The 21,712-nt window shown below is 65.1% G+C and carries 28 protein-coding genes and 1 tRNA gene; 3 read left to right on the top strand and 26 right to left on the bottom strand.

Going from position 1 to position 21,712, the window contains the following annotated elements; translation table 11 throughout:
* The first annotated feature begins 97 nt into the window (after positions 1 to 97).
* Positions 98 to 568 carry an excisionase family DNA-binding protein gene (locus AP428_RS37755; protein ID WP_082409383.1) on the top strand — a complete coding sequence of 157 codons (471 nt, stop codon included), beginning with the start codon at positions 98 to 100 and terminating at the stop codon, positions 566 to 568.
* A complete protein-coding gene (locus tag AP428_RS15365) occupies positions 471 to 1,151 on the top strand; it encodes a PIN domain-containing protein (protein ID WP_231691695.1) in 681 nt (226 codons plus the stop codon). Before AP428_RS37755 ends, AP428_RS15365 begins: the two co-directional genes overlap by 98 nt.
* A 112-nt stretch (positions 1,152 to 1,263) precedes the next feature.
* Here the strand turns inward: AP428_RS15365 and AP428_RS15360 are convergent.
* The 7 genes from AP428_RS15360 to AP428_RS15330 form a co-directional block, all read right to left on the bottom strand.
* A tRNA-Thr gene (locus tag AP428_RS15360) sits at positions 1,264 to 1,339 on the bottom strand.
* Positions 1,340 to 1,357: 18 nt separating this feature from the next.
* A complete protein-coding gene (locus tag AP428_RS15355; RefSeq protein ID WP_012327784.1) occupies positions 1,358 to 1,879 on the bottom strand; it encodes a ClpXP protease specificity-enhancing factor in 522 nt (173 codons plus the stop codon).
* A gap of 71 nt (positions 1,880 to 1,950) precedes the next feature.
* Positions 1,951 to 2,562 carry a glutathione S-transferase N-terminal domain-containing protein gene (locus AP428_RS15350; protein ID WP_006400565.1) on the bottom strand — a complete coding sequence of 204 codons (612 nt, stop codon included), beginning with the start codon at positions 2,560 to 2,562 and terminating at the stop codon, positions 1,951 to 1,953.
* Positions 2,563 to 2,656: 94 nt separating this feature from the next.
* Positions 2,657 to 3,415 (bottom strand): cytochrome c1, encoded by a 759-nt coding sequence (locus AP428_RS15345; RefSeq protein WP_054928302.1) that lies wholly within the window; start codon positions 3,413 to 3,415, stop codon positions 2,657 to 2,659.
* A gap of 21 nt (positions 3,416 to 3,436) precedes the next feature.
* A complete protein-coding gene (locus AP428_RS15340; protein WP_012327783.1) occupies positions 3,437 to 4,819 on the bottom strand; it encodes a cytochrome bc complex cytochrome b subunit in 1,383 nt (460 codons plus the stop codon).
* Entirely contained in the window at positions 4,819 to 5,439 is a 621-nt protein-coding gene (petA, locus tag AP428_RS15335) for a ubiquinol-cytochrome c reductase iron-sulfur subunit (protein WP_006491868.1), read from the bottom strand. The genes AP428_RS15340 and petA overlap by 1 nt, the downstream gene beginning before the upstream one ends.
* Before the next feature lie 218 nt (positions 5,440 to 5,657).
* Entirely contained in the window at positions 5,658 to 6,404 is a 747-nt protein-coding gene (locus tag AP428_RS15330; protein ID WP_006477111.1) for a Nif3-like dinuclear metal center hexameric protein, read from the bottom strand.
* Positions 6,405 to 6,425: 21 nt separating this feature from the next.
* Between AP428_RS15330 and AP428_RS15325 the strand changes: the two genes are divergently transcribed.
* A complete protein-coding gene (locus AP428_RS15325; RefSeq protein ID WP_006477112.1) occupies positions 6,426 to 7,631 on the top strand; it encodes a Do family serine endopeptidase in 1,206 nt (401 codons plus the stop codon).
* Between the two features lie 207 nt (positions 7,632 to 7,838).
* Here AP428_RS15325 and tatC read toward each other — a convergent pair whose 3' ends face one another.
* The 19 genes from tatC to AP428_RS15230 form a co-directional block, all read right to left on the bottom strand.
* Positions 7,839 to 8,627 carry a twin-arginine translocase subunit TatC gene (tatC, locus tag AP428_RS15320; RefSeq protein ID WP_023476200.1) on the bottom strand — a complete coding sequence of 263 codons (789 nt, stop codon included), beginning with the start codon at positions 8,625 to 8,627 and terminating at the stop codon, positions 7,839 to 7,841.
* 41 nt (positions 8,628 to 8,668) lie between these two features.
* The gene (gene tatB / locus AP428_RS15315) at positions 8,669 to 9,208 is read right to left on the bottom strand and encodes a Sec-independent protein translocase protein TatB (protein WP_006477114.1); all 540 of its coding nucleotides are present in this window, start codon (positions 9,206 to 9,208) and stop codon (positions 8,669 to 8,671) included.
* Positions 9,209 to 9,234: 26 nt separating this feature from the next.
* On the bottom strand, positions 9,235 to 9,465 hold the full coding sequence (gene tatA / locus AP428_RS15310; RefSeq protein ID WP_006477115.1) for a Sec-independent protein translocase subunit TatA: 231 nt from the start codon (positions 9,463 to 9,465) through the stop codon (positions 9,235 to 9,237).
* Between the two features lie 93 nt (positions 9,466 to 9,558).
* Positions 9,559 to 9,924 (bottom strand): histidine triad nucleotide-binding protein, encoded by a 366-nt coding sequence (locus AP428_RS15305; RefSeq protein WP_011546602.1) that lies wholly within the window; start codon positions 9,922 to 9,924, stop codon positions 9,559 to 9,561.
* A 31-nt stretch (positions 9,925 to 9,955) separates the two neighbouring features.
* Positions 9,956 to 10,348, bottom strand: a complete 393-nt coding sequence (locus tag AP428_RS15300) for a hypothetical protein (protein ID WP_006477118.1) — start codon at positions 10,346 to 10,348, stop codon at positions 9,956 to 9,958.
* A gap of 70 nt (positions 10,349 to 10,418) precedes the next feature.
* On the bottom strand, positions 10,419 to 10,784 hold the full coding sequence (locus AP428_RS15295) for a phosphoribosyl-ATP diphosphatase (RefSeq protein WP_006485344.1): 366 nt from the start codon (positions 10,782 to 10,784) through the stop codon (positions 10,419 to 10,421).
* Complete coding sequence (gene hisI, locus AP428_RS15290) at positions 10,781 to 11,197, bottom strand: phosphoribosyl-AMP cyclohydrolase (protein ID WP_011546604.1); 417 nt, start codon at positions 11,195 to 11,197, stop codon at positions 10,781 to 10,783. The genes AP428_RS15295 and hisI overlap by 4 nt, the downstream gene beginning before the upstream one ends.
* Positions 11,197 to 11,970 (bottom strand): imidazole glycerol phosphate synthase subunit HisF, encoded by a 774-nt coding sequence (gene hisF / locus AP428_RS15285; protein ID WP_006751800.1) that lies wholly within the window; start codon positions 11,968 to 11,970, stop codon positions 11,197 to 11,199. The genes hisI and hisF overlap by 1 nt, the downstream gene beginning before the upstream one ends.
* Positions 11,971 to 12,077: 107 nt before the next feature.
* Entirely contained in the window at positions 12,078 to 12,833 is a 756-nt protein-coding gene (gene hisA, locus AP428_RS15280) for a 1-(5-phosphoribosyl)-5-[(5-phosphoribosylamino)methylideneamino]imidazole-4-carboxamide isomerase (protein WP_006477123.1), read from the bottom strand.
* A gap of 163 nt (positions 12,834 to 12,996) precedes the next feature.
* A complete protein-coding gene (hisH, locus tag AP428_RS15275; RefSeq protein ID WP_012492306.1) occupies positions 12,997 to 13,638 on the bottom strand; it encodes an imidazole glycerol phosphate synthase subunit HisH in 642 nt (213 codons plus the stop codon).
* Entirely contained in the window at positions 13,635 to 14,255 is a 621-nt protein-coding gene (locus AP428_RS15270) for a MarC family protein (protein WP_054928301.1), read from the bottom strand. Before AP428_RS15270 ends, hisH begins: the two co-directional genes overlap by 4 nt.
* Positions 14,256 to 14,315: 60 nt before the next feature.
* Positions 14,316 to 14,903 carry an imidazoleglycerol-phosphate dehydratase HisB gene (hisB, locus tag AP428_RS15265; protein WP_011546606.1) on the bottom strand — a complete coding sequence of 196 codons (588 nt, stop codon included), beginning with the start codon at positions 14,901 to 14,903 and terminating at the stop codon, positions 14,316 to 14,318.
* A gap of 65 nt (positions 14,904 to 14,968) precedes the next feature.
* Positions 14,969 to 16,042, bottom strand: a complete 1,074-nt coding sequence (hisC, locus tag AP428_RS15260; RefSeq protein WP_054928300.1) for a histidinol-phosphate transaminase — start codon at positions 16,040 to 16,042, stop codon at positions 14,969 to 14,971.
* Between the two features lie 143 nt (positions 16,043 to 16,185).
* Entirely contained in the window at positions 16,186 to 17,502 is a 1,317-nt protein-coding gene (gene hisD, locus AP428_RS15255; protein ID WP_054928299.1) for a histidinol dehydrogenase, read from the bottom strand.
* Positions 17,503 to 17,526: 24 nt separating this feature from the next.
* Complete coding sequence (hisG, locus tag AP428_RS15250) at positions 17,527 to 18,180, bottom strand: ATP phosphoribosyltransferase (protein WP_006477129.1); 654 nt, start codon at positions 18,178 to 18,180, stop codon at positions 17,527 to 17,529.
* Positions 18,177 to 19,526: a UDP-N-acetylglucosamine 1-carboxyvinyltransferase gene (gene murA / locus AP428_RS15245; RefSeq protein ID WP_006477130.1), complete on the bottom strand. Its 1,350-nt coding sequence runs from the start codon at positions 19,524 to 19,526 to the stop codon at positions 18,177 to 18,179. The genes hisG and murA overlap by 4 nt, the downstream gene beginning before the upstream one ends.
* A 14-nt stretch (positions 19,527 to 19,540) precedes the next feature.
* The gene (locus tag AP428_RS15240) at positions 19,541 to 19,780 is read right to left on the bottom strand and encodes a BolA family protein (protein ID WP_006477131.1); all 240 of its coding nucleotides are present in this window, start codon (positions 19,778 to 19,780) and stop codon (positions 19,541 to 19,543) included.
* 54 nt (positions 19,781 to 19,834) lie between these two features.
* Positions 19,835 to 20,656: an ABC transporter permease gene (locus AP428_RS15235; protein ID WP_227745860.1), complete on the bottom strand. Its 822-nt coding sequence runs from the start codon at positions 20,654 to 20,656 to the stop codon at positions 19,835 to 19,837.
* Positions 20,653 to 21,579 (bottom strand): ABC transporter ATP-binding protein, encoded by a 927-nt coding sequence (locus AP428_RS15230; RefSeq protein ID WP_011694114.1) that lies wholly within the window; start codon positions 21,577 to 21,579, stop codon positions 20,653 to 20,655. Before AP428_RS15230 ends, AP428_RS15235 begins: the two co-directional genes overlap by 4 nt.
* Between the last annotated feature and the right edge of the window lie 133 nt (positions 21,580 to 21,712).

The raw sequence follows: 21,712 nt of genomic DNA, 5'->3' as shown, positions 1-21,712 counted from the left end.
TGCACTTGTTGCATTTAAACGAGCCATCAGCTAAGCTGGCTTACACGTAAGCCAGCTTAGCTGATGGCACATTTTGTTTTTTTAGGGAAGAAATGACATGCGAACCGTAGATCGATTCCGCGAGGTGACACCTCCACCGATGACGGAGCGTGAAGTAGAAATGGCGCGCGTAGCACAGCGATGCATCATGGAGGCACTCGATCATTCTCGTGCAGCCGCAATCACACTTACAACTGACAAGGGTGATCACCCGTCTGTTGAGGTTCCGCCCGCAGCTTTGAAGTTGATTGGTCAGTTGCTAGGGGCAATGAGCGAGGGCCGGTCGATTCTCTTGAGTCCGGCAAACCGGGAGTTCACGACTGTTGAGGCAGCGCACTTCCTTAACGTGTCACGACCGTTTGTCATAAAGGAAATTGAAGCCGGAAGGTTAGGCCATCGGATGGTGGGAACACATCGTCGAATCGCATTCGATGACCTCCTTGCTTATCGGAAAGATATGCGAGGCAAGCAAATGGCTGCATTGGAGCGCATGGCCGATAACGCTCGCGATTTGGGTCTCGATTACTGAGATGGCGGGCTACGCGCGCTACACGGCGCTATTGGACGCATGCGTCCTGTTTCCACTGGTAACTACCGACGCTCTCTTGAGCCTCGCAACCGCTGGCTTTTTCGCGGCAAAGTGGACTCAGTTGATTGAGACTGAGTGGATTAGATCGTTAGAGGAACAACGGCCCGACCTTCAAGGTCGGCTACTCACCCGTCGGGATAGCATGCGCGAGGCGATTCCCGACTGGGAGGTGTCCGAGGCGGCTTGGACACCACTTATCGGGAGTTTTACCCTGCCCGATCCTGACGATCGGCACGTTCTCGCTGCCGCCATTGCAGGTCATGCAGACTGCATCGTGACGTCAAACCGCCGCGATTTCCCCGATGCAATCGCCTCCGAATACGGAATAGAAATTGTGGACCCCGATAGGTTCATCATCAACCAGTGGGATCTAGATTCACTCGGAGCCATGACCGCATTTAAGCAGATGCGGGCTCGTCGGCGGAAACCAGAATCGACCGTTGAAGACTTTGCCCAAGCCTTGGAGCGTAGCGGTCTCCCCTCGACAGCTCAGCGCATACGCGACGCGGCGGACTTGCTTTAACCGGCGTCCTGGCGTTGGCTAGAAGAGAGTCGTGCCGGTAAGTTTTGTAGAACACCCGCCTTGTTGTAGAACAAAAAAAAGCGGGCCCCATCTCTGGGACCCGCTTCGGTATTGGTGCCGGCTGCAGGACTCGAACCCGCCACCTGATGATTACAAATCAACTGCTCTACCAGATGAGCTAAGCCGGCGTAGCGCGAGATTCTACCTCATTTCACGATCTTGAGGCGAGGTCTGCTGCCGCCTTTCGAGCCGTCGCCGTCGGTTTTCGGCGGTTCGTCGGCCCCTTCGGACGGTTCCTCGTTCGCGCCGCTGTCGGCGACCGGCGCCAACGGCGATACCGACTCGTCACGCTGCGCGTCGTCGGCCGGCGCGGCGTCATCGTCGAACGTGCCCGAATCCTCGCCTTCGCCCGCGACCGCATCCACCTGGAACGCCATGCCCTGCCCGTTCTCGCGCGCATAGATCGCGAGCACGTTGGCCACCGGAATCTCGATCTTGTGCGCCTTCCCGGAGAACCGGGCCGTGAACTCGATCCACTCGTTGCCCATCTGCAACTGGCTCGTCGCCTCGAAGCTGATGTTGAGCACGATCTCGCCGTCACGCACGAACTGACGCGGCACGCGCGTCGAGTTGTCGACCCTCACCGCGATATGCGGCGTGTAACCGTTATCGGTGCACCACTCGTACAACGCGCGCAGCAGATAAGGCTTCGTTGAAATCTCTTGCATCACAATCCTCGAACCCGGAGCGGGCGCGCGGCACGCCGCGCCACCCGCTCCGTCATGCCTTCATTGCAACATTAACGACGCATGACCTTTTCGGACGGCGTCAGTGCTTCGATGTAGGCCGGACGGCTGAAGATCCGTTCGGCGTACTTCATCAGCGGCGCGGCGTTCTTCGACAGCTCGATGCCGTAGTGATCCAGGCGCCACAGCAGCGGTGCGATCGCGACGTCGAGCATCGAGAACTCTTCGCCGAGCATGTACTTGTTCTTCACGAAGATCGGCGCGAGCTGCGTCAGGCGATCGCGGATCGCGAGGCGTGCCTTCTCGTGATTCTTCTCCGCCGCCTTGCCCTTCTCGTTCTCGAGCGTGCTGACGTGGACGAACAGTTCCTTCTCGAAGTTGAGCAGGAACAGGCGCGCACGGGCGCGCTGCACCGGGTCGGCCGGCATCAGTTGCGGATGCGGGAAGCGCTCGTCGATGTACTCGTTGATGATGTTCGATTCGTACAGGATCAGGTCGCGCTCGACCAGGATCGGCACCTGACCGTACGGGTTCATCACCGAAATGTCTTCCGGCTTGTTGAACAGGTCGACGTCGCGGATTTCGAAGTCCATGCCCTTCTCGAACAGCACCAGCCGGCAACGCTGGGAGAACGGGCAAGTTGTGCCGGAATACAGAACCATCATATTTGCGTTTCCTCAAAAAAGCCGAGGGCCGGCACGCGGCGAAACCCCTTTCACGGGTTCCGCCTTGCGCCGGCCCCACGCCGGTCAGGCGTGTTTACTTGATATCTTTCCAGTACGCGGCATTCAGCCGCCAGGCCAGGAAAGTCAGGACACCGAGAAAGATCAGCACCCACACGCCGAGGCGCTTGCGGGTCTGCTGGGCCGGCTCGGACATCCATGTCATATAGGCCACCAGGTCGGCCACCGCAGCATCGTAGTCGGGCGACGAGAGCGTGCCCGGCGTGACCTGCTGGAAGCCGACGAGCACGTGGGCCTTCTCGCCCGTCTCCTCGTCCGTCTTGTCTTCGAATTTGGCAACGCGCTGCCCCTGCAACTGCCACAACACATGGGGCATGCCGACGTTCTCGAACACCGCGTTGTTCCAGCCGGTCGGCCGCGTATCGTCGCGGTAGAAGCTCCGCAGATACGTGTACAGCCAGTCGCGGCCGCGCGCACGCTCCTCGACCGACAGGTCGGGCGGCGAGGTGCCGAGCCAGTTCTTCGCGTCGTCGGGCCGCATCGCGACGGACATCGTGTTCCCGACCTTGTCGGTCGTGAACAGGAGATTCGTTTCGATCTCCTTCTGGGATATGCCCAGATCCGTCAGACGGTTGTAGCGCATCAGGTTCGCGCTGTGGCAGTTCAGGCAATAGTTTACAAACAATTGCGCGCCGTGCTGAAGCGAAACGAGATTTTCCGTGTTATCGGGCGCCCGGTCGAGCGGAAAATTACCCTCCGCCCGCACGGCCGGCGCCGCCAGCAGCGCACAGGCGGTCGCCCCGATCAACGCGAGTGTCGAAAGCAGTTTCTTCATGTCGTTCTCTCCTCGCTCACGTTAATGGGGCTTGAAGCGCACCCGTTCCGGCGGCTGCTTGAACGTGCCAAGCGGCGTCCAGACGGGCATGCCGAGGAAGAACGCGAAGTAGATCAGCGCACAGGCCTGCGCGATCAGCGTCGCCGCCGGCGATGGCGGCCGCGTGCCGAGGAACGCGAGGGTCAGGAACGCCGCGACGAAGATCCCGAGGAACACCTTGTGGAACAGCGGCCGGTAGCGGATCGACTTCACCGGGCTGCGGTCGAGCCACGGCAGGAAGAACAGCGAGATCACCGCCGAGCCCATCACGACGACGCCCCAGAACTTCGACTCCGTCAGATACATGAACACGACGATCGCCGCCGCCAGCACCGGCAGCCCGACCTTCCACTTGCCGCGCGCACGGATCAGCGCGAGCACGCCGAGCAGCGCGATCACGATCATCAGCACGATCTTGAACGGATCGGTGGTCGCGCGCAGCATCGCGTAGAACGCGGTGAAGTACCAGACCGGCGCGATCTCGGGCGGCGTCTGCAGCGGGTTCGCCGGGACGAAGTTGTTCGCCTCGAGGAAGTAGCCGCCCATCTCCGGCGAGAAGAACACGATCAGCGCGAACACCATCAGGAACACGCATACGCCGAGGAAATCGTGCACCGAGTAGTACGGGTGGAACGGGATGCCGTCGAGCGGGATGCCGTTCTCGTCCTTCTTCGCCTTGATCTCGATGCCATCCGGGTTGTTCGACCCGACTTCATGCAGCGCTACCAGGTGGGCGACCACGAGGCCGACCAGCACGAGCGGAATCGCGATCACGTGGAACGCGAAGAAGCGGTTCAGCGTGACGTCGGACACGACGTAGTCGCCGCGAATCCACAGCGACAGGTCCGGCCCGACGAACGGGATCGCCGAGAACAGGTTCACGATCACCTGCGCGCCCCAGAACGACATCTGGCCCCACGGCAGCAGGTAGCCGAAGAACGCCTCGGCCATCAGGCACAGGAAGATCGCGCAGCCGAAGATCCAGACGAGCTCGCGCGGCTTGCGGTACGACCCGTACAGCAGCCCGCGGAACATGTGGAGGTACACGACCACGAAGAACATCGATGCACCGGTCGAGTGCATGTAGCGGATCAGCCAGCCCCACGGCACCTCGCGCATGATGTACTCGACCGACGCGAACGCGAGCGTCGAGTCGGGCTTGTAGTTCATCGTCAGGAAGATGCCCGTGACGATCTGGTTGACGAGCACCAGCAGCGCGAGGGAGCCGAAGAAGTACCAGAAGTTGAAGTTCTTCGGCGCGTAGTACTCGGATACGTGCTTCTTCCAGGTGGACGTGAGCGGGAAGCGCTGGTCGATCCAGCCGGTGAAACCTGTGGTGGAGACTTCTTTGTTGTCGGCGGCCATCACGCTTCTCCTTTCTCGTCCTTGCCGATCACGAGGGTCGTCGCCGACGTGAACATGTAGGGCGGGATGTCGAGATTCTGAGGCGCCGGCTTGTTCTTGAACACACGGCCGGCGAGGTCGTAGGTCGAACCGTGGCACGGGCACAGGAAACCGCCCGGCCAGTCGTCCGGCAGGTTCGGCTGCGGACCCGGCGTGAAGCGTTGGCTAGGCGTGCAGCCGAGGTGCGTACACACGGCCATCACGACGAGAATGTTCTTGCGATCGGCCCGCGACCGATATTCGTTGGCGCAGTACGCGGGCAACGGCATCGAATACGGGGATTTCGTGGCCGGATCGGCCACTTCCTTGTCGGCCTTGACCACGTCGGCCAGCATCGAATCGGTGCGATTCAGGATCCAGACGGGTTTGCCGCGCCACGGCACAGTGACCATTTCGCCGGGCTTCAGGCCGCTGATGTCGACCTCGACCGGTGCCCCGGCCGCTTTCGCTTTCGCGGACGGCGCAAGCGACGCCGCGAAAGGTATGACGGTGGCTACGCCTCCCACGCCACCTGCTACGGATGTCGCAATCAGCCAGGTACGGCGGCCGCTGTCGACGCGTTTCTCTTCCTTGTCTCGCATCACACGCCCCACTTCTGAGTTGGATTTTCCGTCACGACTTTCCATTCCGCCGCTAGTTTGCTCGAATGGAGTCGTCATTTACAAGGCCCGGAGATGAAAATCCCTTCGAAGTGTTTGATAGTTAAGGGTTATCCCCCATTACCGGAGCGATTAAATCATTTCACTTTTAAGCGGATGCTACATTGAGAAATTTCGATGCGCCGCCGCAAATCCGTCGCTCAGACCGGATTATGAATATCGATAAAAAGGTGTTCGAGATCGAATTCTTCCGACAAGTGGCGCCCAAGTGCCTGGATTCCGTAACGTTCGGTCGCATGGTGCCCTGCCGCAACGAACGCGACACCGCTCTCCGCCGCCGCGTGCGTGGTCGACTCGGACACCTCGCCGGTCAGGAATACGTCCGCGCCGGCGTCGATCGCCGCGTCGAAATAGCTCTGCGCGGCGCCCGTGCACCATGCGATGCGGCGCAGCTGCGTGTCCGGCTCGCCGAGCACGAGCGGTGTGCGGCCGAGCGTGCGCTCGACCTTCGCGACGAAGTGCTCGAGCGTGACGGGCATCGGCAGCGTCGCCATCCAGCCGAGATCGCCTTCGCCGAACCGCTGGTCGCCGATCAGGCCGAGCTTTTCGCCGAGCTGCGCGTTGTTACCGAACTCGGGATGCGCATCGAGCGGCAGGTGGAACGCGAACAGGTTCAGGTCGTTCGCGAGCAGCAGCTTCAGGCGCTGGTACTTGCGGCCGGTGATCTGCGGCGCCTCGTTGCGCCAGAAATAGCCGTGGTGGACGAGCACGGCATCCGCCCCCCATTCGAGCGCGGCTTCGAGGAACGCGACCGACGCCGTCACGCCGGTGGCGATCTTCTCGATCTTGCGGCGCCCTTCGACCTGGAGGCCGTTCGGGCAATAGTCCTTGAAGCGCGCGGTTTCAAGGGTATTGTTCAAGTACAATTCAAGTTCGATCCGATCCATATAAACCTCTAATCCATTCAGATGCTTAGACGCTTCTGGCTGTTCTTCGCGCAGGCGGTGACCGTACTGCTCGCGCTGATGTTCATCGTCGTGACGCTCAAGCCGCAATGGCTGCAACGGCAAGGACAGCTCGGCAAGCAGCTCGCCACGCCGATCGTCGCGCTGCGGGAAGTCGCGCCGGGCATCGGCGGCGCACCGGCGACCACGTCGTACGCCGAAGCCGCGCAGAAGGCGATGCCGGCCGTCGTCAACGTGTTCTCCAGCAAGGACGGCTCGCTGCCGCCCGACCCGCGCGCGAAAGATCCGCTGTTCCGTTACTTCTTCGGCGACCGCAACGCCCGCAAGCAGCAGGACGAGCCGGCCGCCAACCTCGGCTCGGGCGTTATCGTGAGCCCTGAAGGTTACATTCTAACGAACCAGCACGTCGTGGACGGCGCCGACCAGATCGAAGTCGCGCTCGCCGACGGCCGCACGGCCACCGCGAAAGTGATCGGCAGCGATCCCGAAACCGATCTCGCGGTGCTGAAGATCAACATGACGAACCTGCCGACGATCACGCTCGGCCGCTCCGACCAGTCGCGCGTCGGCGACGTCGTGCTCGCGATCGGCAATCCGTTTGGCGTCGGCCAGACGGTCACGATGGGGATCATCAGCGCGCTCGGCCGCAACCACCTCGGCATCAACACGTTCGAGAACTTCATCCAGACCGACGCGCCGATCAACCCCGGCAACTCCGGCGGCGCGCTGGTCGACGTGAACGGCAACCTGCTCGGCATCAACACGGCGATCTACTCGCGCTCGGGCGGCTCGCTCGGCATCGGTTTCGCGATTCCCGTCTCGACCGCCCGCACGGTGCTCGAAAGCATCATCACGACGGGCTCGGTCACGCGCGGCTGGATCGGCGTCGAGCCGCAGGACGTCACGCCGGAAATCGCCGAGTCGTTCGGGCTGCAGCAGAAATCGGGCGCGATCGTCGCGGGCGTGCTGCAGGGCGGCCCGGCCGACAAGGCCGGCATCAAGCCGGGCGACATCCTGGTGAGCGTGAACGGCGACGAAATCACCGACACGACGAAGCTGCTGAACACCGTCGCGCAGATCAAGCCGGGCACGCCGACCAAGGTGCACGTCGTACGCAAGGGCAAGCAGTTCGACGTGAACGTCGTGATCGGCAAGCGCCCGCCGCCGCCGAAGCAGGCGCTCGACGAGCAGGACAACGATAGCGAATGAGGGTCGGCGGCCGGTGCGCCGCCTGCCGGTCGCGATGCGAGGCAACGCGACGCGGAAATGAAAAAGGGCAGCCGGTCCGGTCGGCTGCCCTTTGCTTTGCGTCTGACGATCGTCGTTGGCGGGAAGGTGGTTTTCTCACGCGCCGGCTGATGACCAAACCGGGCCACTGCAGCCGGGGGCCGGAAAGCCGCCCGGCGCCGCGAGCCGTCAGCTCGCCGCTTCGCCGTTCCCCGCCTCGCCCTCTTCGGCCGGCTTCTTCGGCACGAAGAACCGCGCGGCCAGCAGCCCGATCTCGAACAGCACGACGAGCGGCAGCGCCAGCATCAGTTGCGAGAACACGTCCGGCGGCGTGACGACCGCCGCGACCACGAATGCGCCGACGATCACGTACGGCCGCATCTCCTTCAGCTTCTTCAGGGACAGCACGCCCATCCGGACGAGCAGCACGACGACGATCGGCACCTCGAACGTGACCCCGAACGCGATGAACATCCCCAGCACGAAGCTCAGGTAGTTGTCGATGTCGGTCGTCATCTCGGCCCCGAGCGGCGCGTTGTAGTGCGCCATCACGCGGAAGATCGTCGGGAACACGAGGAAATACGCGAACGCCATCCCGCACAGGAACAGGAAGTAGCTGCTGCCGACGAGCGGCGCGACGAGCTTCTTCTCGTGCTGGTACAGCCCCGGCGCGACGAACGCCCAGATCTGGTACAGCACGATCGGCAGCGCGATCACGAGCGCGACGAGCATCGTCACCTTCATCGGCACGAAGAACGAGCCGGTGACGTCGGTGACGATCATCTTGCCGTCTTTCGGCAGGTTGTCCATCAGCGGCCGCGCGAGCAGCTTGAAGATGTCCGGCGCCCAGTAGACGAGCCCGAGGAACACGACGATCACGGCCAGCCCCGCGCGAATGATGCGATCGCGAAGCTCGACGAGATGGGAAATGAAGGTTTCTTCCGGGGCGTCGCCCGGGTTCTGCTGGGGGTCGCTCACACCGGCCCTCGGTAGGATTGACGAGCGAGCATGCGCTCGACTCAGAAGAAGCGCGTCGGCCGGCGCAGGCTGGCCGGCTGATGGCGCGCGACACGCGCGGCACCCGACTGCACGTGCGTGCGGCGGGTCGTCGCGCGCTTGTACCAGACAGGCGTCGCCGCCTGCTTGATGCGCCAGTTGCGACGCTTCGGCGCAAGCGCGGCCGAACTGCCGCGCCACGACGGCGCCGCGGGCGTATCGGAACCCGGGGAACCGACGGAACCAGCGTCGCCGGCAGCTCCGTCAAGACCGCCGACCGCGGAATGCCACGTGTCGTTCAGTTCCTTCTCGTGCTCGCGCAGGTTGTCGTGAATCGTCGTCTCGACATTGCGCGCGGCCGATTCGAAATCGGTCTTCATCGTCCGCAGCGCGTCGAGTTCGATTTCGCGCGAGACCTCGGCCTTCACGTCGTTGATGTACCGCTGCGCGCGGCCGAACAGCGCGCCTGCCGTGCGCGCGACGCGCGGCAGGCGCTCGGGGCCGAGCACCACGAGCGCGACGACGCCGATCAGCGCCATCTTCGAAAGACCGAGATCCAGCATCGCGAATGCCTGTCAGCGTGCCGGCGTTACGCCTTGTTCGAATCGGAACGCGTCGTTTCCTTCGCGTTGACGTCGACCGCGCCCGAACGCGGCAGTTGCTGCGCATCCGCCGGCGTTTCGCCTTCCTTCATGCCGTCCTTGAAACCCTTCACGGCGCTGCCGAGGTCGTTGCCGATGTTGCGCAGCTTCTTCGTACCGAAAACCAGCGCGACGATCAGCAGCACAATCAGCCAGTGCCAAATGCTCAATCCACCCATGATGAAACCTCTCCTCAACCACGCCGCGGGGCGGCGTAAATCGCCGGCGACGCGCCGGCTTCGACTATCGATGCGGGGAAACGCCCCGCTGCGTCAACCCATCCGCTGCCACGGGCGCGGGCCGGCCAGGATATGCGCGTGCAGGTGGTAGACCTCCTGCCCGCCGCCCGGGCCCGTGTTGATCACCGTGCGAAAACCGGTTTCGCCGCCCGTATACGCGACGCCGAGCTGGTCGGCCAGACGCGCGACGAGCAGCATCAGCCGGCCGAGCATCGGCGCATCGGCCTCGCTCGCCGCCGACAGCGTCGGCAGGTGCCGGCGCGGAATCACGAGCACGTGCGTGTCGGCCGCCGGGCGGATGTCGCGGAACGCGACGAATTCGTCGTCCTCGTGCACCTTCGTGCTCGGAATCTCGCCTGCCGCGATCTTGCAGAACAGGCAATTCGGATCGTGACTCATGTTGCTCCTGCGAAACGCCCGCGCGCGCCGGTCAGAACCACGCCTGCGGATCGAGCGTCTTGTTGTCGTTCAGGTACAGCCAACCCTTGATGATACGGTACAGCGTCCAAATCCACGTGACAAACATAACGACGAACCCGATCGCGACGAACATCAGCGCGAACCCGATCACATAAGCGATCAGCGCGCGCCAGAACGTGCGGATCTGCCACTCGAAGTGATCGGCGTACGGCGTGCCGGCTACGTCGCCGCGCTTCACGTAGTTGATGATGATCGCGATGATGCCCGTGACGCCGCCCGTCAGCCAGTGAATCGCATAGAGGCCGTACAGCACGTGGGTCAGCGTGCGCAGCCCGTTCAGGCGTTCGGCCTCCGCTGCCCCCGACACCGCCGGCGTCGGGAACTGGTTCGACGTATCGTTCATGATGCTACCCCCGTTGGATGACAATTCTTACAGCTTACCGCACTGTTGCCACCGCGGCGGGGCCTGCGTGTCACCCGCCGTTTTCCTCGCGCTCGCGGCGCTTGCGCAGCGCTTTTTCCTCGATGCCCGACAAGCCTTCGCGACGCTCGAGCTCGGCGATCACGTCGGCCGGGCTCAGGTCGAAATGCGACAGCATCACGAGGCAGTGGAACCACAGGTCGGCCACCTCGCCGACCAGCGCGGTCGGCGCGCCGCCCTGGCGCACGTCCTTCGCGGCCAGCACGACTTCCGTCGCCTCTTCGCCGATCTTCTTCAGCACCGCGTCGTCGCCCTTGTGGAACAGGCGCGACACGTACGATTGATCGGGATCGCCGCCCTTGCGGCTGTCGATCACGGCCGCGAGGCGCAGCAGCGTGTCTTCGGTCGATTGCGTCATTTGTAGATGTGTTCGGGGTCTTTCAGCACCGGCTCGACCGCGACCCAGTCGCCGCCGTCCACCGTACCTTCGAATTTCTGGAAGAAGCACGAATGCCGGCCGGTGTGGCATGCGATGCCCGACACCTGCTCGACCTTCAGCAGCACGACGTCCTCGTCGCAATCGAGCCGCACTTCGTGCACGTGCTGCACGTGGCCCGACTCCTCGCCCTTGAACCACAGGCGCTTGCGCGAACGCGAATAGTAGACCGCGCGCTGCGTCTCGATCGTCTTCGCGAGCGCCTCGCGGTTCATCCACGCGAACATCAGCACGTCGTTCGTCGACGCTTCCTGCGCGATCACCGGCACGAGGCCGTTGTCGTCCCAGCGGACCTTGTCGAGCCACGCGGGCAGGGATTTCGTTTCGGTATTCATTACAGTCTCACCGGGATGCCCTGGTCGGACATGAAGCGCTTCGCCTCGCCGACCGTGTGCTCGCCGTAGTGGAAAATGCTGGCGGCCAGCACGGCGTCGGCGCGGCCGTCCTTGATGCCGTCGGCCAGATGCTGCAGCGAACCGACGCCGCCCGACGCGATCACCGGCACCGGCACCGCGTCCGACACGCCGCGCGTGAGCGCGAGGTCGAAGCCCGACTTCGTGCCGTCGCGGTCCATGCTCGTGAGCAGGATCTCGCCGGCGCCGAGCTCGGCCATCTTGCGCGCCCACTCGATCGCGTCGAGGCCCGTGTTCTTGCGGCCGCCGTGCGTGAAGACTTCCCAGCGCGGCGTCTCGCCGTCGGCCGACACGCGCTTCGCGTCGATCGCGACGACGATGCACTGCGAGCCGTACTTGTCGGCCGCGTCGCGCACGAGCTGCGGGTTCGCGACCGCCGACGAATTCATGCTGACCTTGTCCGCGCCCGCGTTCAGCAGGCGCCGCACGTCCTCGACGGCGCGCACGCCGCCGCCGACCGTCAGCGGAATGAACACCTGCGACGCGACGGCTTCGATGATCGGCAGGATCAGGTCGCGCTGGTCGGACGTCGCGGTGATGTCGAGGAAGGTCAGTTCGTCGGCACCCTGGTCGTCGTAGCGGCGGGCGATTTCGACGGGGTCGCCGGCATCGCGCAGCTCGACGAAATTGACGCCCTTGACGACACGCCCGGCGGTCACGTCCAGGCAGGGGATGATGCGTTTAGCTAGAGCCATGATGTTGCGCCAAATGCCGCGCTGGGACGGCCGGTTGCGGAAGCCTCGCGCGAGGCTTCCGGTCGGGGCCGCCTGCGGGCAGCCCCGGCGAACGGGACGACGCGCGGTTACGCGTTGTCGAGTTCGCCGTTCAGTTCGTCCGCGCGCTTCTGCGCGGCCGCGAAATCGAGATCGCCGGAGTAGATCGCACGGCCGCAGATCACGCCCTCGACGCCGTGCTCTTCCACTTCGCACAGGCTCTCGATGTCCGTGAGGTTCGACAGGCCGCCGCTGGCGATCACCGGGATGCCGACCGCCTGCGCGAGCTTCACGGTCGCGTCGATGTTGATGCCCTGCAGCATCCCGTCGCGGCCGATGTCGGTGTAGACGATCGATTCGACGCCGTAGTCCTCGAACTTCTTCGCGAGATCGATCACCTCGTGGCCGGTCAGCTTGCTCCAGCCGTCGGTCGCGACCTTGCCGTCCTTCGCGTCCAGCCCGACGATGATGCTGCCGGAAAACGCGGTGCACGCGTCCTGCAGGAAGCCCGGGTTCTTCACGGCGGCGGTGCCGATGATCACGTAGGACAGGCCGGCGTCGAGATACTTCTCGATCGTCTCGAGGCTGCGGATGCCGCCGCCGAGCTGGACGGGAATTTCGTCGCCGACTTCGTCGAGGATCGCTTCGATCGCCTCGAGATTCTTCGGCTTGCCGGCGAATGCGCCGTTCAGGTCGACGAGATGGAGCCGCCGGGCGCCGAGGTCGACCCACTTGCGGGCCATCGCCGCCGGGTCCTCGGAAAAAATCGTGGCCTGGTCCATATCGCCCTGTTTGAGGCGCACACACTGACCGTCTTTGAGGTCGATGGCCGGAATCAGCAACATAGCAATCGGGTGTCGTCGTGGAAAAAGAAAAGAATCCGGCGCGTACCGGCCAAACCGGTGCCGCGCCGTCTCGCTAGTTTAGTACAACTCTTTCGGCGCCTAAGCGTGAGAGCCCCGCACGACAGGCGCTTGCGCGCCGTCGACTGTGGCTCCCGCACCACGTTTACGGTTTCCAGTGTACGAAGTTGCGATACAGACGCAACCCGACCTCCGCGCTTTTCTCGGGGTGGAATTGGGTCGCGAAGAGATTGTCCCGCGCGACCGCGGACGTAAACGGCGCGCCGTAGGCCGTTTCGCCGACCGTGTGTGCCGGGTTGTCCGGCGTCACGTAATAGCTGTGCACGAAGTAGAAATACGCGTCGTCGGGCACGCCGTCCCACAGCGGGTGCGGCTGCGCCTGGCGCACGCGGTTCCAGCCCATCTGCGGCACCTTGAAGCGCGAGCCGTCGTCCTGCACGCGGCCGTCGAGTTCGAAGCGCACGACCTTGCCGGGCAACAGGCCGAGGCCCTTCGTGTCGCCCTCCGCACTCCAGTCGAACAGCATCTGCTCGCCGACGCACACGCCGAGCAGCGGCTTCGTGCGCGACGCCTCGATCACGGCCTCCTGCAGGCCCGATTCGCCGAGACAGCGCATGCAGTCGGGCATCGCGCCCTGGCCGGGCAGCACAACGCGGTCGGCCGCGCGAATCGCGGCCGGCGTGTCGACGATCGCCACGTCGGCGGCCGGTTCGGCCTTCTTGAGCGCCTGCGCGACCGAGCGCAGGTTGCCCATCCCATAATCCACAATCGCAATCGAAGTTTTCATCTCAGTGCAGGCAGTAGCGCCCTCAGTCCGTTGACGATGAATTCCACCGCCAGCGCCGACAGCATCAGACCCATCAGCCGCGTGGCGATGTTGATGCCTGTGCGGCCGATCCAGTTCGCGATCGGCTCGGCGAGCCGCATCGCGACGAAACACAGAAAAGCCAGGACCGCGCCGATCGCGACCAGCCCGGCCCGTTCATACCAGTGATGCGCGTTCGCCACATAGATGATCACCGTGCTGATCGAGCCGGGGCCCGTGAGCAGCGGAATCGCCAGCGGCACGACCGCGATGTTGTCCTTCAGCTCGGCTTCGTGGCGTTCCTCCGGCGTCGATCGCGTGTTGCCGATCTGCGCGTTCAGCATGTTGATCGCCATCAGCAGCATGATGATCCCGCCGCCCACTTCGAGCGACCCGACCGAAATGCCGAAGAAGTTGATGATCTGCTGCCCGAGCAGCGCGGTCACCGTCATCACGCAGAACACCGACACCGATGCGATCCGGATCGTGCGCCGCCGCTCGCCGTCCGTCTGCTGCGCCGTCAGGCTCAGGAAGAACGGCACCGCGCCGACCGGGTTGATCAGCGCGAGCAGCGAAATGAACGATTTGAGCAGATCCATCGCACGCCGGCGCGCCGCGCCGAAGCCGTGAGGTCGTCCTTGGCGTCGTCCGTTCGGAAGTTAGAGGCTGCCTTTGGTCGACGGAATCTGCCCCGCCGCCCGCTCGTCGAGCTCCACCGCCGCGCGCAGCGCCCGGCCGAAGGCCTTGAACACCGTCTCGAGCTGATGGTGCGCGTTGATCCCGCGCAGGTTGTCGATGTGCAGCGTGACGCCCGCGTGGTTCACGAACCCGCGGAAGAATTCGATCGACAGGTCGACGTCGAACGTGCCGATCCGCGCGCGCGTGAACGGCACGTGGAATTCGAGGCCCGGCCGGCCGGAGAAATCGATCACGACGCGCGACAGCGCCTCGTCGAGCGGCACGTACGAATGGCCGTAGCGGCGGATGCCCTTGCGGTCGCCGATCGCCTTCGCGACGGCCTGACCGAGCGTGATGCCGACATCCTCGACCGTGTGGTGATCGTCGATATGCGTGTCGCCATGCGCTTCGACCTCGAGATCGACCAGACCGTGTCGCGCGATCTGGTCGAGCATATGGTCGAGAAACGGCACGCCGGTGGCCAGCTTCTGCCGGCCGGTGCCGTCGAGATCGAGCTTCACACGGATCTGCGTTTCGCTGGTATTGCGAACGACTTCCGCCACACGCATGGCAATTCCTTGATTGAGTCTGATGTAAATGGGGATTGATCGTCGCGCGCCGCCGCGCCCTGGGCTCAACCGGGCAGCGCGAGTTTCAAGGCGGCCAGCAGGCGGGCGTTTTCGTCGGGAGAACCGACGGTCAGCCGCACGCATTCGGCCAGTAATGGATGCATTTTACTCACGTTTTTGACCAGCACCCGCTCGGTGAGCAGCCCATCGAACACGGCGGCCGCGTCCGGCACGCGCACCAGCAGGAAATTGCCGGCGCTCGGGAACACCGTCGCGCCCGGCAGCGCGGCCACCGCCTGCGCGAGGCGGGTGCGTTCCGCGCGCAATTCGGCCGCCTGCGCGTCGAGCACGTCGAGGTGATCGAGCAGGAAATCGGCGGTCGCCTGGGTCAGCACGTTGATGTTGTACGGCGGGCGCACCTTGTCGAATTCGTTCAGCCACGCCGGCAAGCCGACGAGGTAGCCGAGGCGGATGCCCGCGAGGCCGAGCTTCGACACCGTGCGCATCACGACGACGTTGTCGAACTCGGCGGCGCGCGGCAGCCACGAACGCTCGGCGAACGGCTGGTACGCCTCGTCGATCACGATCAGGCTGTGCCGCGCGGCCGCGACGATCCGCTCGACGTCGGCATCGTCGTACAGCGTGCCGGTCGGGTTGTTCGGGTACGCGAGATAGACGATCGCCGGCCGGTGCTCGGCGATCGCCGCGAGCATCGCGTCGACGTCGAGCGTCAGGTCCGCCTTCAGCGGCACGCCGACGAATTCGAGCTGCGCGAACTTCGCCGAGAGTTCGTACATCACGAAGCCCGGCACCGGTGCGAGCACCTTCGCGCCCGGCTGCGCGCACGCGACCGAGATCATGCTGATGATTTCGTCGGAACCGTTGCCGAGCAGCACGTCGCAGCCGGCCGGCACGCGCATCGCGTGGCGCAGCTTGTCGAGCAGCGCGGCCGGGCGCGGCGCCGGGTAGCGGTTCAGCGCGACCTGCGCGAGCCGCTCGCCGAGCGCCGCGGCGAGCGGCGCCGGCAGCGGGTACGGGTTCTCCATCGCGTCGAGCTTCACGAACCCGCTCGCGTCCGGCACCGGATAGCTGGTCATCGCGAGCACGTCGCGGCGGATGATGTCTTGTGGCGTCGTCATGGTCTCAAGCCGGCGTGCGTCGCGCCGGCGTCAAATGGGTCGGCAAGGCGGCGGCTGCCGCCCTGCGCTCGTCTCCTGCCCCGCTCCGGGTGCCGCCGGTGCCGGCGCCTCGGCGCCCGCCCGGCCCCGCGCACGATGCGCGGTCAGCCCTTCATCCGGAACTCGGCGCTCCTCGCGTGCGCCTGCAGCCCTTCGCCGTAGGCGAGCTCGGATGCGATCTCGCCGAGCGTCTGCGCGCCTTCCGCGCTGACCTCGATCAGGCTCGAGCGCTTGATGAAGTCGTACACGCCGAGCGGCGACGAGAAACGCGCGGTGCGCGACGTCGGCAGCACGTGGTTCGGGCCCGCGCAGTAGTCGCCGAGGCTCTCGCTCGTATAGCGGCCGAGGAAGATCGCGCCCGCGTGGCGGATCTGCTGGCCCCATTGCTGCGGCTCCAGCGCCGAGATTTCGAGGTGTTCCGGCGCGATGTCGTTCGCGATCCGGCATGCCTCGGCCATGTCGCACACCTTGATCAGCGCGCCGCGGCCTTCGAGCGACGCGCGGATCACGTCCTGGCGCGGCATCGTCGGCAGCAGCTCGCCGATCGCCTTCTCGACGCGATCGAGGAATGCAGCGTCCGGGCACAGCAGGATCGACTGCGCGAGTTCGTCGTGCTCGGCCTGCGAGAACAGGTCCATCGCGACCCAGTTCGGATCGGTCGTCCCGTCGCACAGCACGAGGATTTCCGACGGCCCGGCGATCATGTCGATGCCGACCGTGCCGAACACGCGGCGCTTCGCCGACGCGACGTACGCGTTGCCGGGGCCGCAGATCTTGTCGACGGCCGGCACCGTCTCGGTGCCGTACGCGAGCGCGCCGACCGCCTGCGCGCCGCCGATCGTGAACACGCGATCGACGCCGCCGAGCAGCGCCGCCGCCAGCACGAGGTCGTTCTTCACGCCGTCCGGGGTCGGCACGACCATCACGATCTCGCCGACGCCCGCGACGCGCGCCGGAATCGCGTTCATCAGCACCGACGACGGATACGCGGCCTTGCCGCCCGGCACGTACAGGCCGACGCGGTCAAGCGGCGTGACCTTCTGGCCGAGCACCGTGCCGTCGCTTTCCGTGTACTGCCAGCTATGCGTGCCGCATTCGATCTTCTGCTTCTCGTGGTACGCGCGCACCCGCGCCGCGGCCGCTTCCAGCGCCGCGCGCGCCTTCGGCGCGAGGCCGTCGAGCGCCGTCTGCAGCGCGTCCTGCGGCAGTTCGAGCGCGGCGACGCTGTTCGCGCTCAGCCGGTCGAAACGGTTCGTGTACTCGAGCACCGCGGCGTCGCCGCGCGACTTCACGTCGGCGAGGATCTTCGCGACCGATTGCTCGATCGCTTCGTCTTCGCTCGCCTCGAACGCGAGCACGGCGCGCAGCGCGGCGCCGAAGCCTTCGTTCGTCGAATCGAGCTTGCGGATGGTGATGGACATGGGAGTTCCGTTACGGTGATGCGCTCAACCGCCATTCTGCGACGCGCGTTCGAACGCGTCGAGGATCGGCTTGAGCGCCGCGCGCTTCAGTTTCAGCGCGGCCTGGTTCACGACGAGGCGCGACGAGATCGCCATGATCTCCTCGACCTCGACCAGATTGTTCGCCTTCAGCGTGCCGCCCGAGCTGACGAGGTCGACGATCGCGTCGGCCAGCCCGACCAGCGGCGCGAGCTCCATCGAGCCGTACAGCTTGATCAGGTCGACGTGCACGCCCTTCGCGGCAAAGTGTTCGCGCGCCGTTTCGACGTATTTCGTCGCGACCCGCAGGCGCGCGCCCTGGCGCACCGCATTCGCGTAGTCGAAGCCGGCCGGCACGGCCACCGACATCCGGCAGCGCGCAATGTTCAGATCGATCGGCTGGTACAGGCCCGAGCCGCCGTGCTCGACCAGCACGTCCTTGCCGGCCACGCCGAAATCGGCCGCGCCGTATTCCACGTAGGTCGGCACGTCGCTCGCGCGCACGATGATCACGCGCAGGTTCGGATCGGTGGTCGGCAGGATCAGCTTGCGCGACGTTTCCGGGTCCTCGGCCACCTGCACGCCGGCGGCTGCCAACAGCGGCAGGGTTTCCTCGAAAATCCGGCCCTTCGACAGGGCGAGGGTCAGCGGCGCGGTCATGCTTGGCTCCCGGAAAGGCGGCGCACGTTCGCGCCGACGGCGGTCAGTTTGGCTTCCATGCGGTCGTAGCCGCGGTCCAGGTGATAGATGCGGTCGACGAGCGTTTCGCCGTCGGCGCGCAGACCGGCGATCACGAGGCTCGCCGACGCACGCAGGTCGGTCGCCATCACGTTCGCGCCGGACAGCTTGTCGACGCCGGTTACGAGCGCCGTGTTGCCGTCGATCGTGATGTTCGCGCCGAGCCGGTTCAGCTCCTGCACGTGCATGAAGCGGTTCTCGAAAATGGTTTCGACGACCTGCGCGGTGCCCGTCGCGACCGTATTGAGGGCCATGAACTGCGCCTGCATGTCGGTCGGGAACGCCGGATATTCCGACGTGCGGATCGTCACCGCCGACGGGCGGCGGTCCATCTTCACGCGCAGCCAGCTGTCGCCTTCCTCGATCGACACGCCCGCTTCGCGCAGCTTGTCGATCACCGCGTCGAGGATGTGCGGGCGCACGCCCGTCAGCATCACGTCGCCGCCGGCCGCCGCGACCGCGCACAGGAACGTGCCGGCCTCGATACGGTCGGGGATCACCGAATGACGCGCGCCGTGCAGCCGCTCGACGCCCTGGATCACGAGGCGATCGGTGCCGATGCCATCGATTTTCGCGCCCATCGCGACCAGCAAGTGTGCGAGATCGCTCACTTCCGGCTCGCGCGCGGCGTTTTCGATCACCGTCTCGCCGTCGGCGAGCGTCGCGGCCATCAGCAGGTTTTCCGTGCCCGTCACCGTGATCATGTCGGTCACGATGCGCGCGCCCTTCAGGCGCTTCGCGCGTGCTTCGATGAAGCCGTGCTCGATGCTGATCTCCGCGCCCATCGCCTGCAGGCCCTTGATGTGCTGGTCGACCGGCCGTGCGCCGATCGCGCAGCCGCCCGGCAGCGACACCTTTGCCTCGCCGAAGCGCGCGAGCAGCGGCCCGAGCACGAGGATCGACGCGCGCATCGTCTTCACGAGCTCGTACGGCGCGACGAGGTTGTCGACGCGCGACGCGTCGAGCTGCACGCGGCAGCCGTCGGTCTCGCTCTTCACGCCCATCTGGTTCAGCACCTTCAGCGTCGTGCGCACGTCCTTCAGGTTCGGCACGTTGTCGAGATCGACCGGATCGGCGGTGAGCAGCCCCGCGCACAGGATCGGCAGCGCGGCGTTCTTCGCGCCCGACACGACGATCTCGCCCGACAGGCGGTTACCGCCTTCGATCGCGAGCTTGTCCATCCCCTGTCCCTGCGATTCCCCGTTGGCGGCCGGGTGTGCCGTGGCGACGCTCTGGACGGCGTCGCGCTCGTTGACGGTGACTTGCACTCAGTGATTTCCGTTTATGCGTTCTGCCATTCGGCGGGCGTCAGCGTCTTCATGCTGAGCGCGTGAATTTCCTGCTTCATGCGATCGCCGAGCGCCGCATAGACGAGCTGATGCCGCTGGATCGGCCGCTTGCCTTCGAAGGCCGCCGACACGATCGTCGCGAAGAAATGCTGGCCGTCGCCTTCGACTTCCAGATGCGTGCAGGCGAGACCGCCGGCGATGTATTGCTTGACCTGTTCGGGAGTCGGCAACATGGTGTAAGGCTCCTGTGGCGCGCGCCGCCCTGGGGCGGCCGCGGCCTGTCGATATCAATGACGCAGTTTGTAGCCGGTCGCGAGCAGCCGCATCGCGATCAGCGCGAGCAGCACGAAGAAACCGGTGACGATCGCGAGGCTCGCGAACGGGTTGATGTCGGACGCGCCGAAGAACCCGAAACGGAAGCCGTCGATCATGTAGAAAAACGGGTTGAGACGCGACACTTCGCGCCACACGGGCGGCAGCGAATGCGTCGAATAGAACACGCCGGACAGGAACGTCAGCGGCATGATCAGGAAGTTCTGGAACGCGGCGAGCTGGTCGAACTTCTCGGCCCAGATCCCGGCGATCAGGCCGAGCGTGCCGAGGATCGCCGAGCCGAGCAGCGCGAACGCAATGATGAACAGCGGCGCCGCGAAGTGCATCGGGATAAACCAGATCGTCACGACGAACACGCCGGTGCCGACCGCGAGCCCGCGCACGACGGACGCGAGCACGTACGCACCGAAGATGTCGCGGTACGACAGCGGCGGCAGCAGCATGAACACGAGGTTGCCGGTGATCTTCGACTGGATCAGCGACGACGAGCTGTTCGCGAACGCGTTCTGCAGCACGCTCATCATCACGAGGCCCGGCACGAGAAAGCTCACGTACTCGACGCCCGGATACACCTCGACGCGGCCCGACAGCGCGTGGCCGAAGATCGTCAGGTACAGCAGCGCCGTGACGATCGGCGCGAGCACCGTCTGGAACGACACCTTCCAGAAACGCAGCAGTTCCTTGTAGAACAGCGTGCGAAACCCGCTTCCCGGCACGGGCCGGGCCGTCACCTCGGACGACAGCGAACGCAGTTCGCGTGGGGAGTGTTGATTCATGCCAGACCCTCGATCACCTCGGCCCCGTTCATCACCTGGACGAACACATCCTCGAGGTCGGCTTTGCGGACCTCGATCTCGTCGAACGTGCAGCCGGCCGCGCGGCATTGCGCGAGGATGCGTTCGACCTCGTCGTAGCTCGCGAGGCGCAGCAGGTGTTCGCCCGGCGCGCGCGCGGCCGGGTCAGTTTCCAGCCCGCGCAGCTCGGCCGGCAGCGCGCCGGTCGCGAGCCGCAGATAGAGCTGCAGGCCCGCGAAGCGGCGCAGCAGCGCGTCGGTGCGGTCGAGCGCGACGACTTCACCGCGGCGCAGCATCGCGATGCGGTCGCACAGCGACTCGGCTTCCTCGAGGTAATGGGTGGTCAGCACGATCGTGTGACCCTCGCGGTTCAGGCGCGAGATGAATTTCCACAGCGTCTGGCGCAATTCGACGTCGACGCCGGCGGTCGGCTCGTCGAGCACGATCACGGGCGGCCGGTGCACGAGCGCCTGCGCGACCAGCACGCGGCGCTTCATCCCGCCCGACAGCGCGCGCATGTTCGCGTCGGCTTTCTCGGTGAGATCGAGATTGGCCATCACTTCATCGATCCAGTCGTCGTTGCGGCGCAGCCCGAAATAGCCGGACTGGATGCGCAGCGTCTCGCGCACGGTGAAGAACGGGTCGAAAACGAGTTCCTGCGGCACGACGCCGAGGGCGCGGCGCGCGTTGCGGAAGTCCTGGACGACGTCGTGACCGCGCACCGAGATGCTGCCTTCGTCGGCCCGGGCGAGCCCGGCGAGGATACTGATGAGCGTGGTCTTGCCTGCGCCGTTGGGGCCGAGCAGACCGAAAAACTCGCCTTCCTCGACCGACAGGCTGACGCCCTTGAGCGCCTGAAGCGACTTGTAGCGCTTCTTGACGTGACGGATTTCTATGGCTGACATGACTGTGCGCGACGCAAGGGCCGCGACGCCTATTCTGTGCTTGCTGCGAAAGAAAATGGGGGCCGGACGCCGATTGGCTGCCCCGCAAAACGCTTGATTATAGGGCAAACCGGCTGGTGGAGCCGGCGCCGAC

The sequence above is a fragment of the Burkholderia sp. E168m22 genome, from assembly GCF_001319805.1.
GTDB lineage: Bacteria > Pseudomonadota > Gammaproteobacteria > Burkholderiales > Burkholderiaceae > Burkholderia > Burkholderia orbicola.
This window is presented reverse-complemented; position numbering and strand designations above follow the sequence as displayed.

What these genes read in the sequence shown, in the direction of transcription:
- AP428_RS37755 (WP_082409383.1), top strand. Translation starts at nt 98, where the DNA reads ATGCGAACCGTAGATCGATTCCGCGAGGTGACACCTCCACCGATGACG.
- AP428_RS15365 (WP_231691695.1), top strand. Translation starts at nt 471, where the DNA reads ATGACCTCCTTGCTTATCGGAAAGATATGCGAGGCAAGCAAATGGCTG.
- AP428_RS15355 (WP_012327784.1), bottom strand. Translation starts at nt 1,879, where the DNA reads ATGCAAGAGATTTCAACGAAGCCTTATCTGCTGCGCGCGTTGTACGAG.
- AP428_RS15350 (WP_006400565.1), bottom strand. Translation starts at nt 2,562, where the DNA reads ATGATGGTTCTGTATTCCGGCACAACTTGCCCGTTCTCCCAGCGTTGC.
- AP428_RS15345 (WP_054928302.1), bottom strand. Translation starts at nt 3,415, where the DNA reads ATGAAGAAACTGCTTTCGACACTCGCGTTGATCGGGGCGACCGCCTGT.
- AP428_RS15340 (WP_012327783.1), bottom strand. Translation starts at nt 4,819, where the DNA reads ATGGCCGCCGACAACAAAGAAGTCTCCACCACAGGTTTCACCGGCTGG.
- petA (WP_006491868.1), bottom strand. Translation starts at nt 5,439, where the DNA reads ATGCGAGACAAGGAAGAGAAACGCGTCGACAGCGGCCGCCGTACCTGG.
- AP428_RS15330 (WP_006477111.1), bottom strand. Translation starts at nt 6,404, where the DNA reads ATGGATCGGATCGAACTTGAATTGTACTTGAACAATACCCTTGAAACC.
- AP428_RS15325 (WP_006477112.1), top strand. Translation starts at nt 6,426, where the DNA reads ATGCTTAGACGCTTCTGGCTGTTCTTCGCGCAGGCGGTGACCGTACTG.
- tatB (WP_006477114.1), bottom strand. Translation starts at nt 9,208, where the DNA reads ATGCTGGATCTCGGTCTTTCGAAGATGGCGCTGATCGGCGTCGTCGCG.
- tatA (WP_006477115.1), bottom strand. Translation starts at nt 9,465, where the DNA reads ATGGGTGGATTGAGCATTTGGCACTGGCTGATTGTGCTGCTGATCGTC.
- AP428_RS15305 (WP_011546602.1), bottom strand. Translation starts at nt 9,924, where the DNA reads ATGAGTCACGATCCGAATTGCCTGTTCTGCAAGATCGCGGCAGGCGAG.
- AP428_RS15300 (WP_006477118.1), bottom strand. Translation starts at nt 10,348, where the DNA reads ATGAACGATACGTCGAACCAGTTCCCGACGCCGGCGGTGTCGGGGGCA.
- AP428_RS15295 (WP_006485344.1), bottom strand. Translation starts at nt 10,784, where the DNA reads ATGACGCAATCGACCGAAGACACGCTGCTGCGCCTCGCGGCCGTGATC.
- hisI (WP_011546604.1), bottom strand. Translation starts at nt 11,197, where the DNA reads ATGAATACCGAAACGAAATCCCTGCCCGCGTGGCTCGACAAGGTCCGC.
- hisF (WP_006751800.1), bottom strand. Translation starts at nt 11,970, where the DNA reads ATGGCTCTAGCTAAACGCATCATCCCCTGCCTGGACGTGACCGCCGGG.
- hisA (WP_006477123.1), bottom strand. Translation starts at nt 12,833, where the DNA reads ATGTTGCTGATTCCGGCCATCGACCTCAAAGACGGTCAGTGTGTGCGC.
- hisH (WP_012492306.1), bottom strand. Translation starts at nt 13,638, where the DNA reads ATGAAAACTTCGATTGCGATTGTGGATTATGGGATGGGCAACCTGCGC.
- AP428_RS15270 (WP_054928301.1), bottom strand. Translation starts at nt 14,255, where the DNA reads ATGGATCTGCTCAAATCGTTCATTTCGCTGCTCGCGCTGATCAACCCG.
- hisB (WP_011546606.1), bottom strand. Translation starts at nt 14,903, where the DNA reads ATGCGTGTGGCGGAAGTCGTTCGCAATACCAGCGAAACGCAGATCCGT.
- hisC (WP_054928300.1), bottom strand. Translation starts at nt 16,042, where the DNA reads ATGACGACGCCACAAGACATCATCCGCCGCGACGTGCTCGCGATGACC.
- hisD (WP_054928299.1), bottom strand. Translation starts at nt 17,502, where the DNA reads ATGTCCATCACCATCCGCAAGCTCGATTCGACGAACGAAGGCTTCGGC.
- hisG (WP_006477129.1), bottom strand. Translation starts at nt 18,180, where the DNA reads ATGACCGCGCCGCTGACCCTCGCCCTGTCGAAGGGCCGGATTTTCGAG.
- AP428_RS15240 (WP_006477131.1), bottom strand. Translation starts at nt 19,780, where the DNA reads ATGTTGCCGACTCCCGAACAGGTCAAGCAATACATCGCCGGCGGTCTC.
- AP428_RS15235 (WP_227745860.1), bottom strand. Translation starts at nt 20,656, where the DNA reads ATGAATCAACACTCCCCACGCGAACTGCGTTCGCTGTCGTCCGAGGTG.
- AP428_RS15230 (WP_011694114.1), bottom strand. Translation starts at nt 21,579, where the DNA reads ATGTCAGCCATAGAAATCCGTCACGTCAAGAAGCGCTACAAGTCGCTT.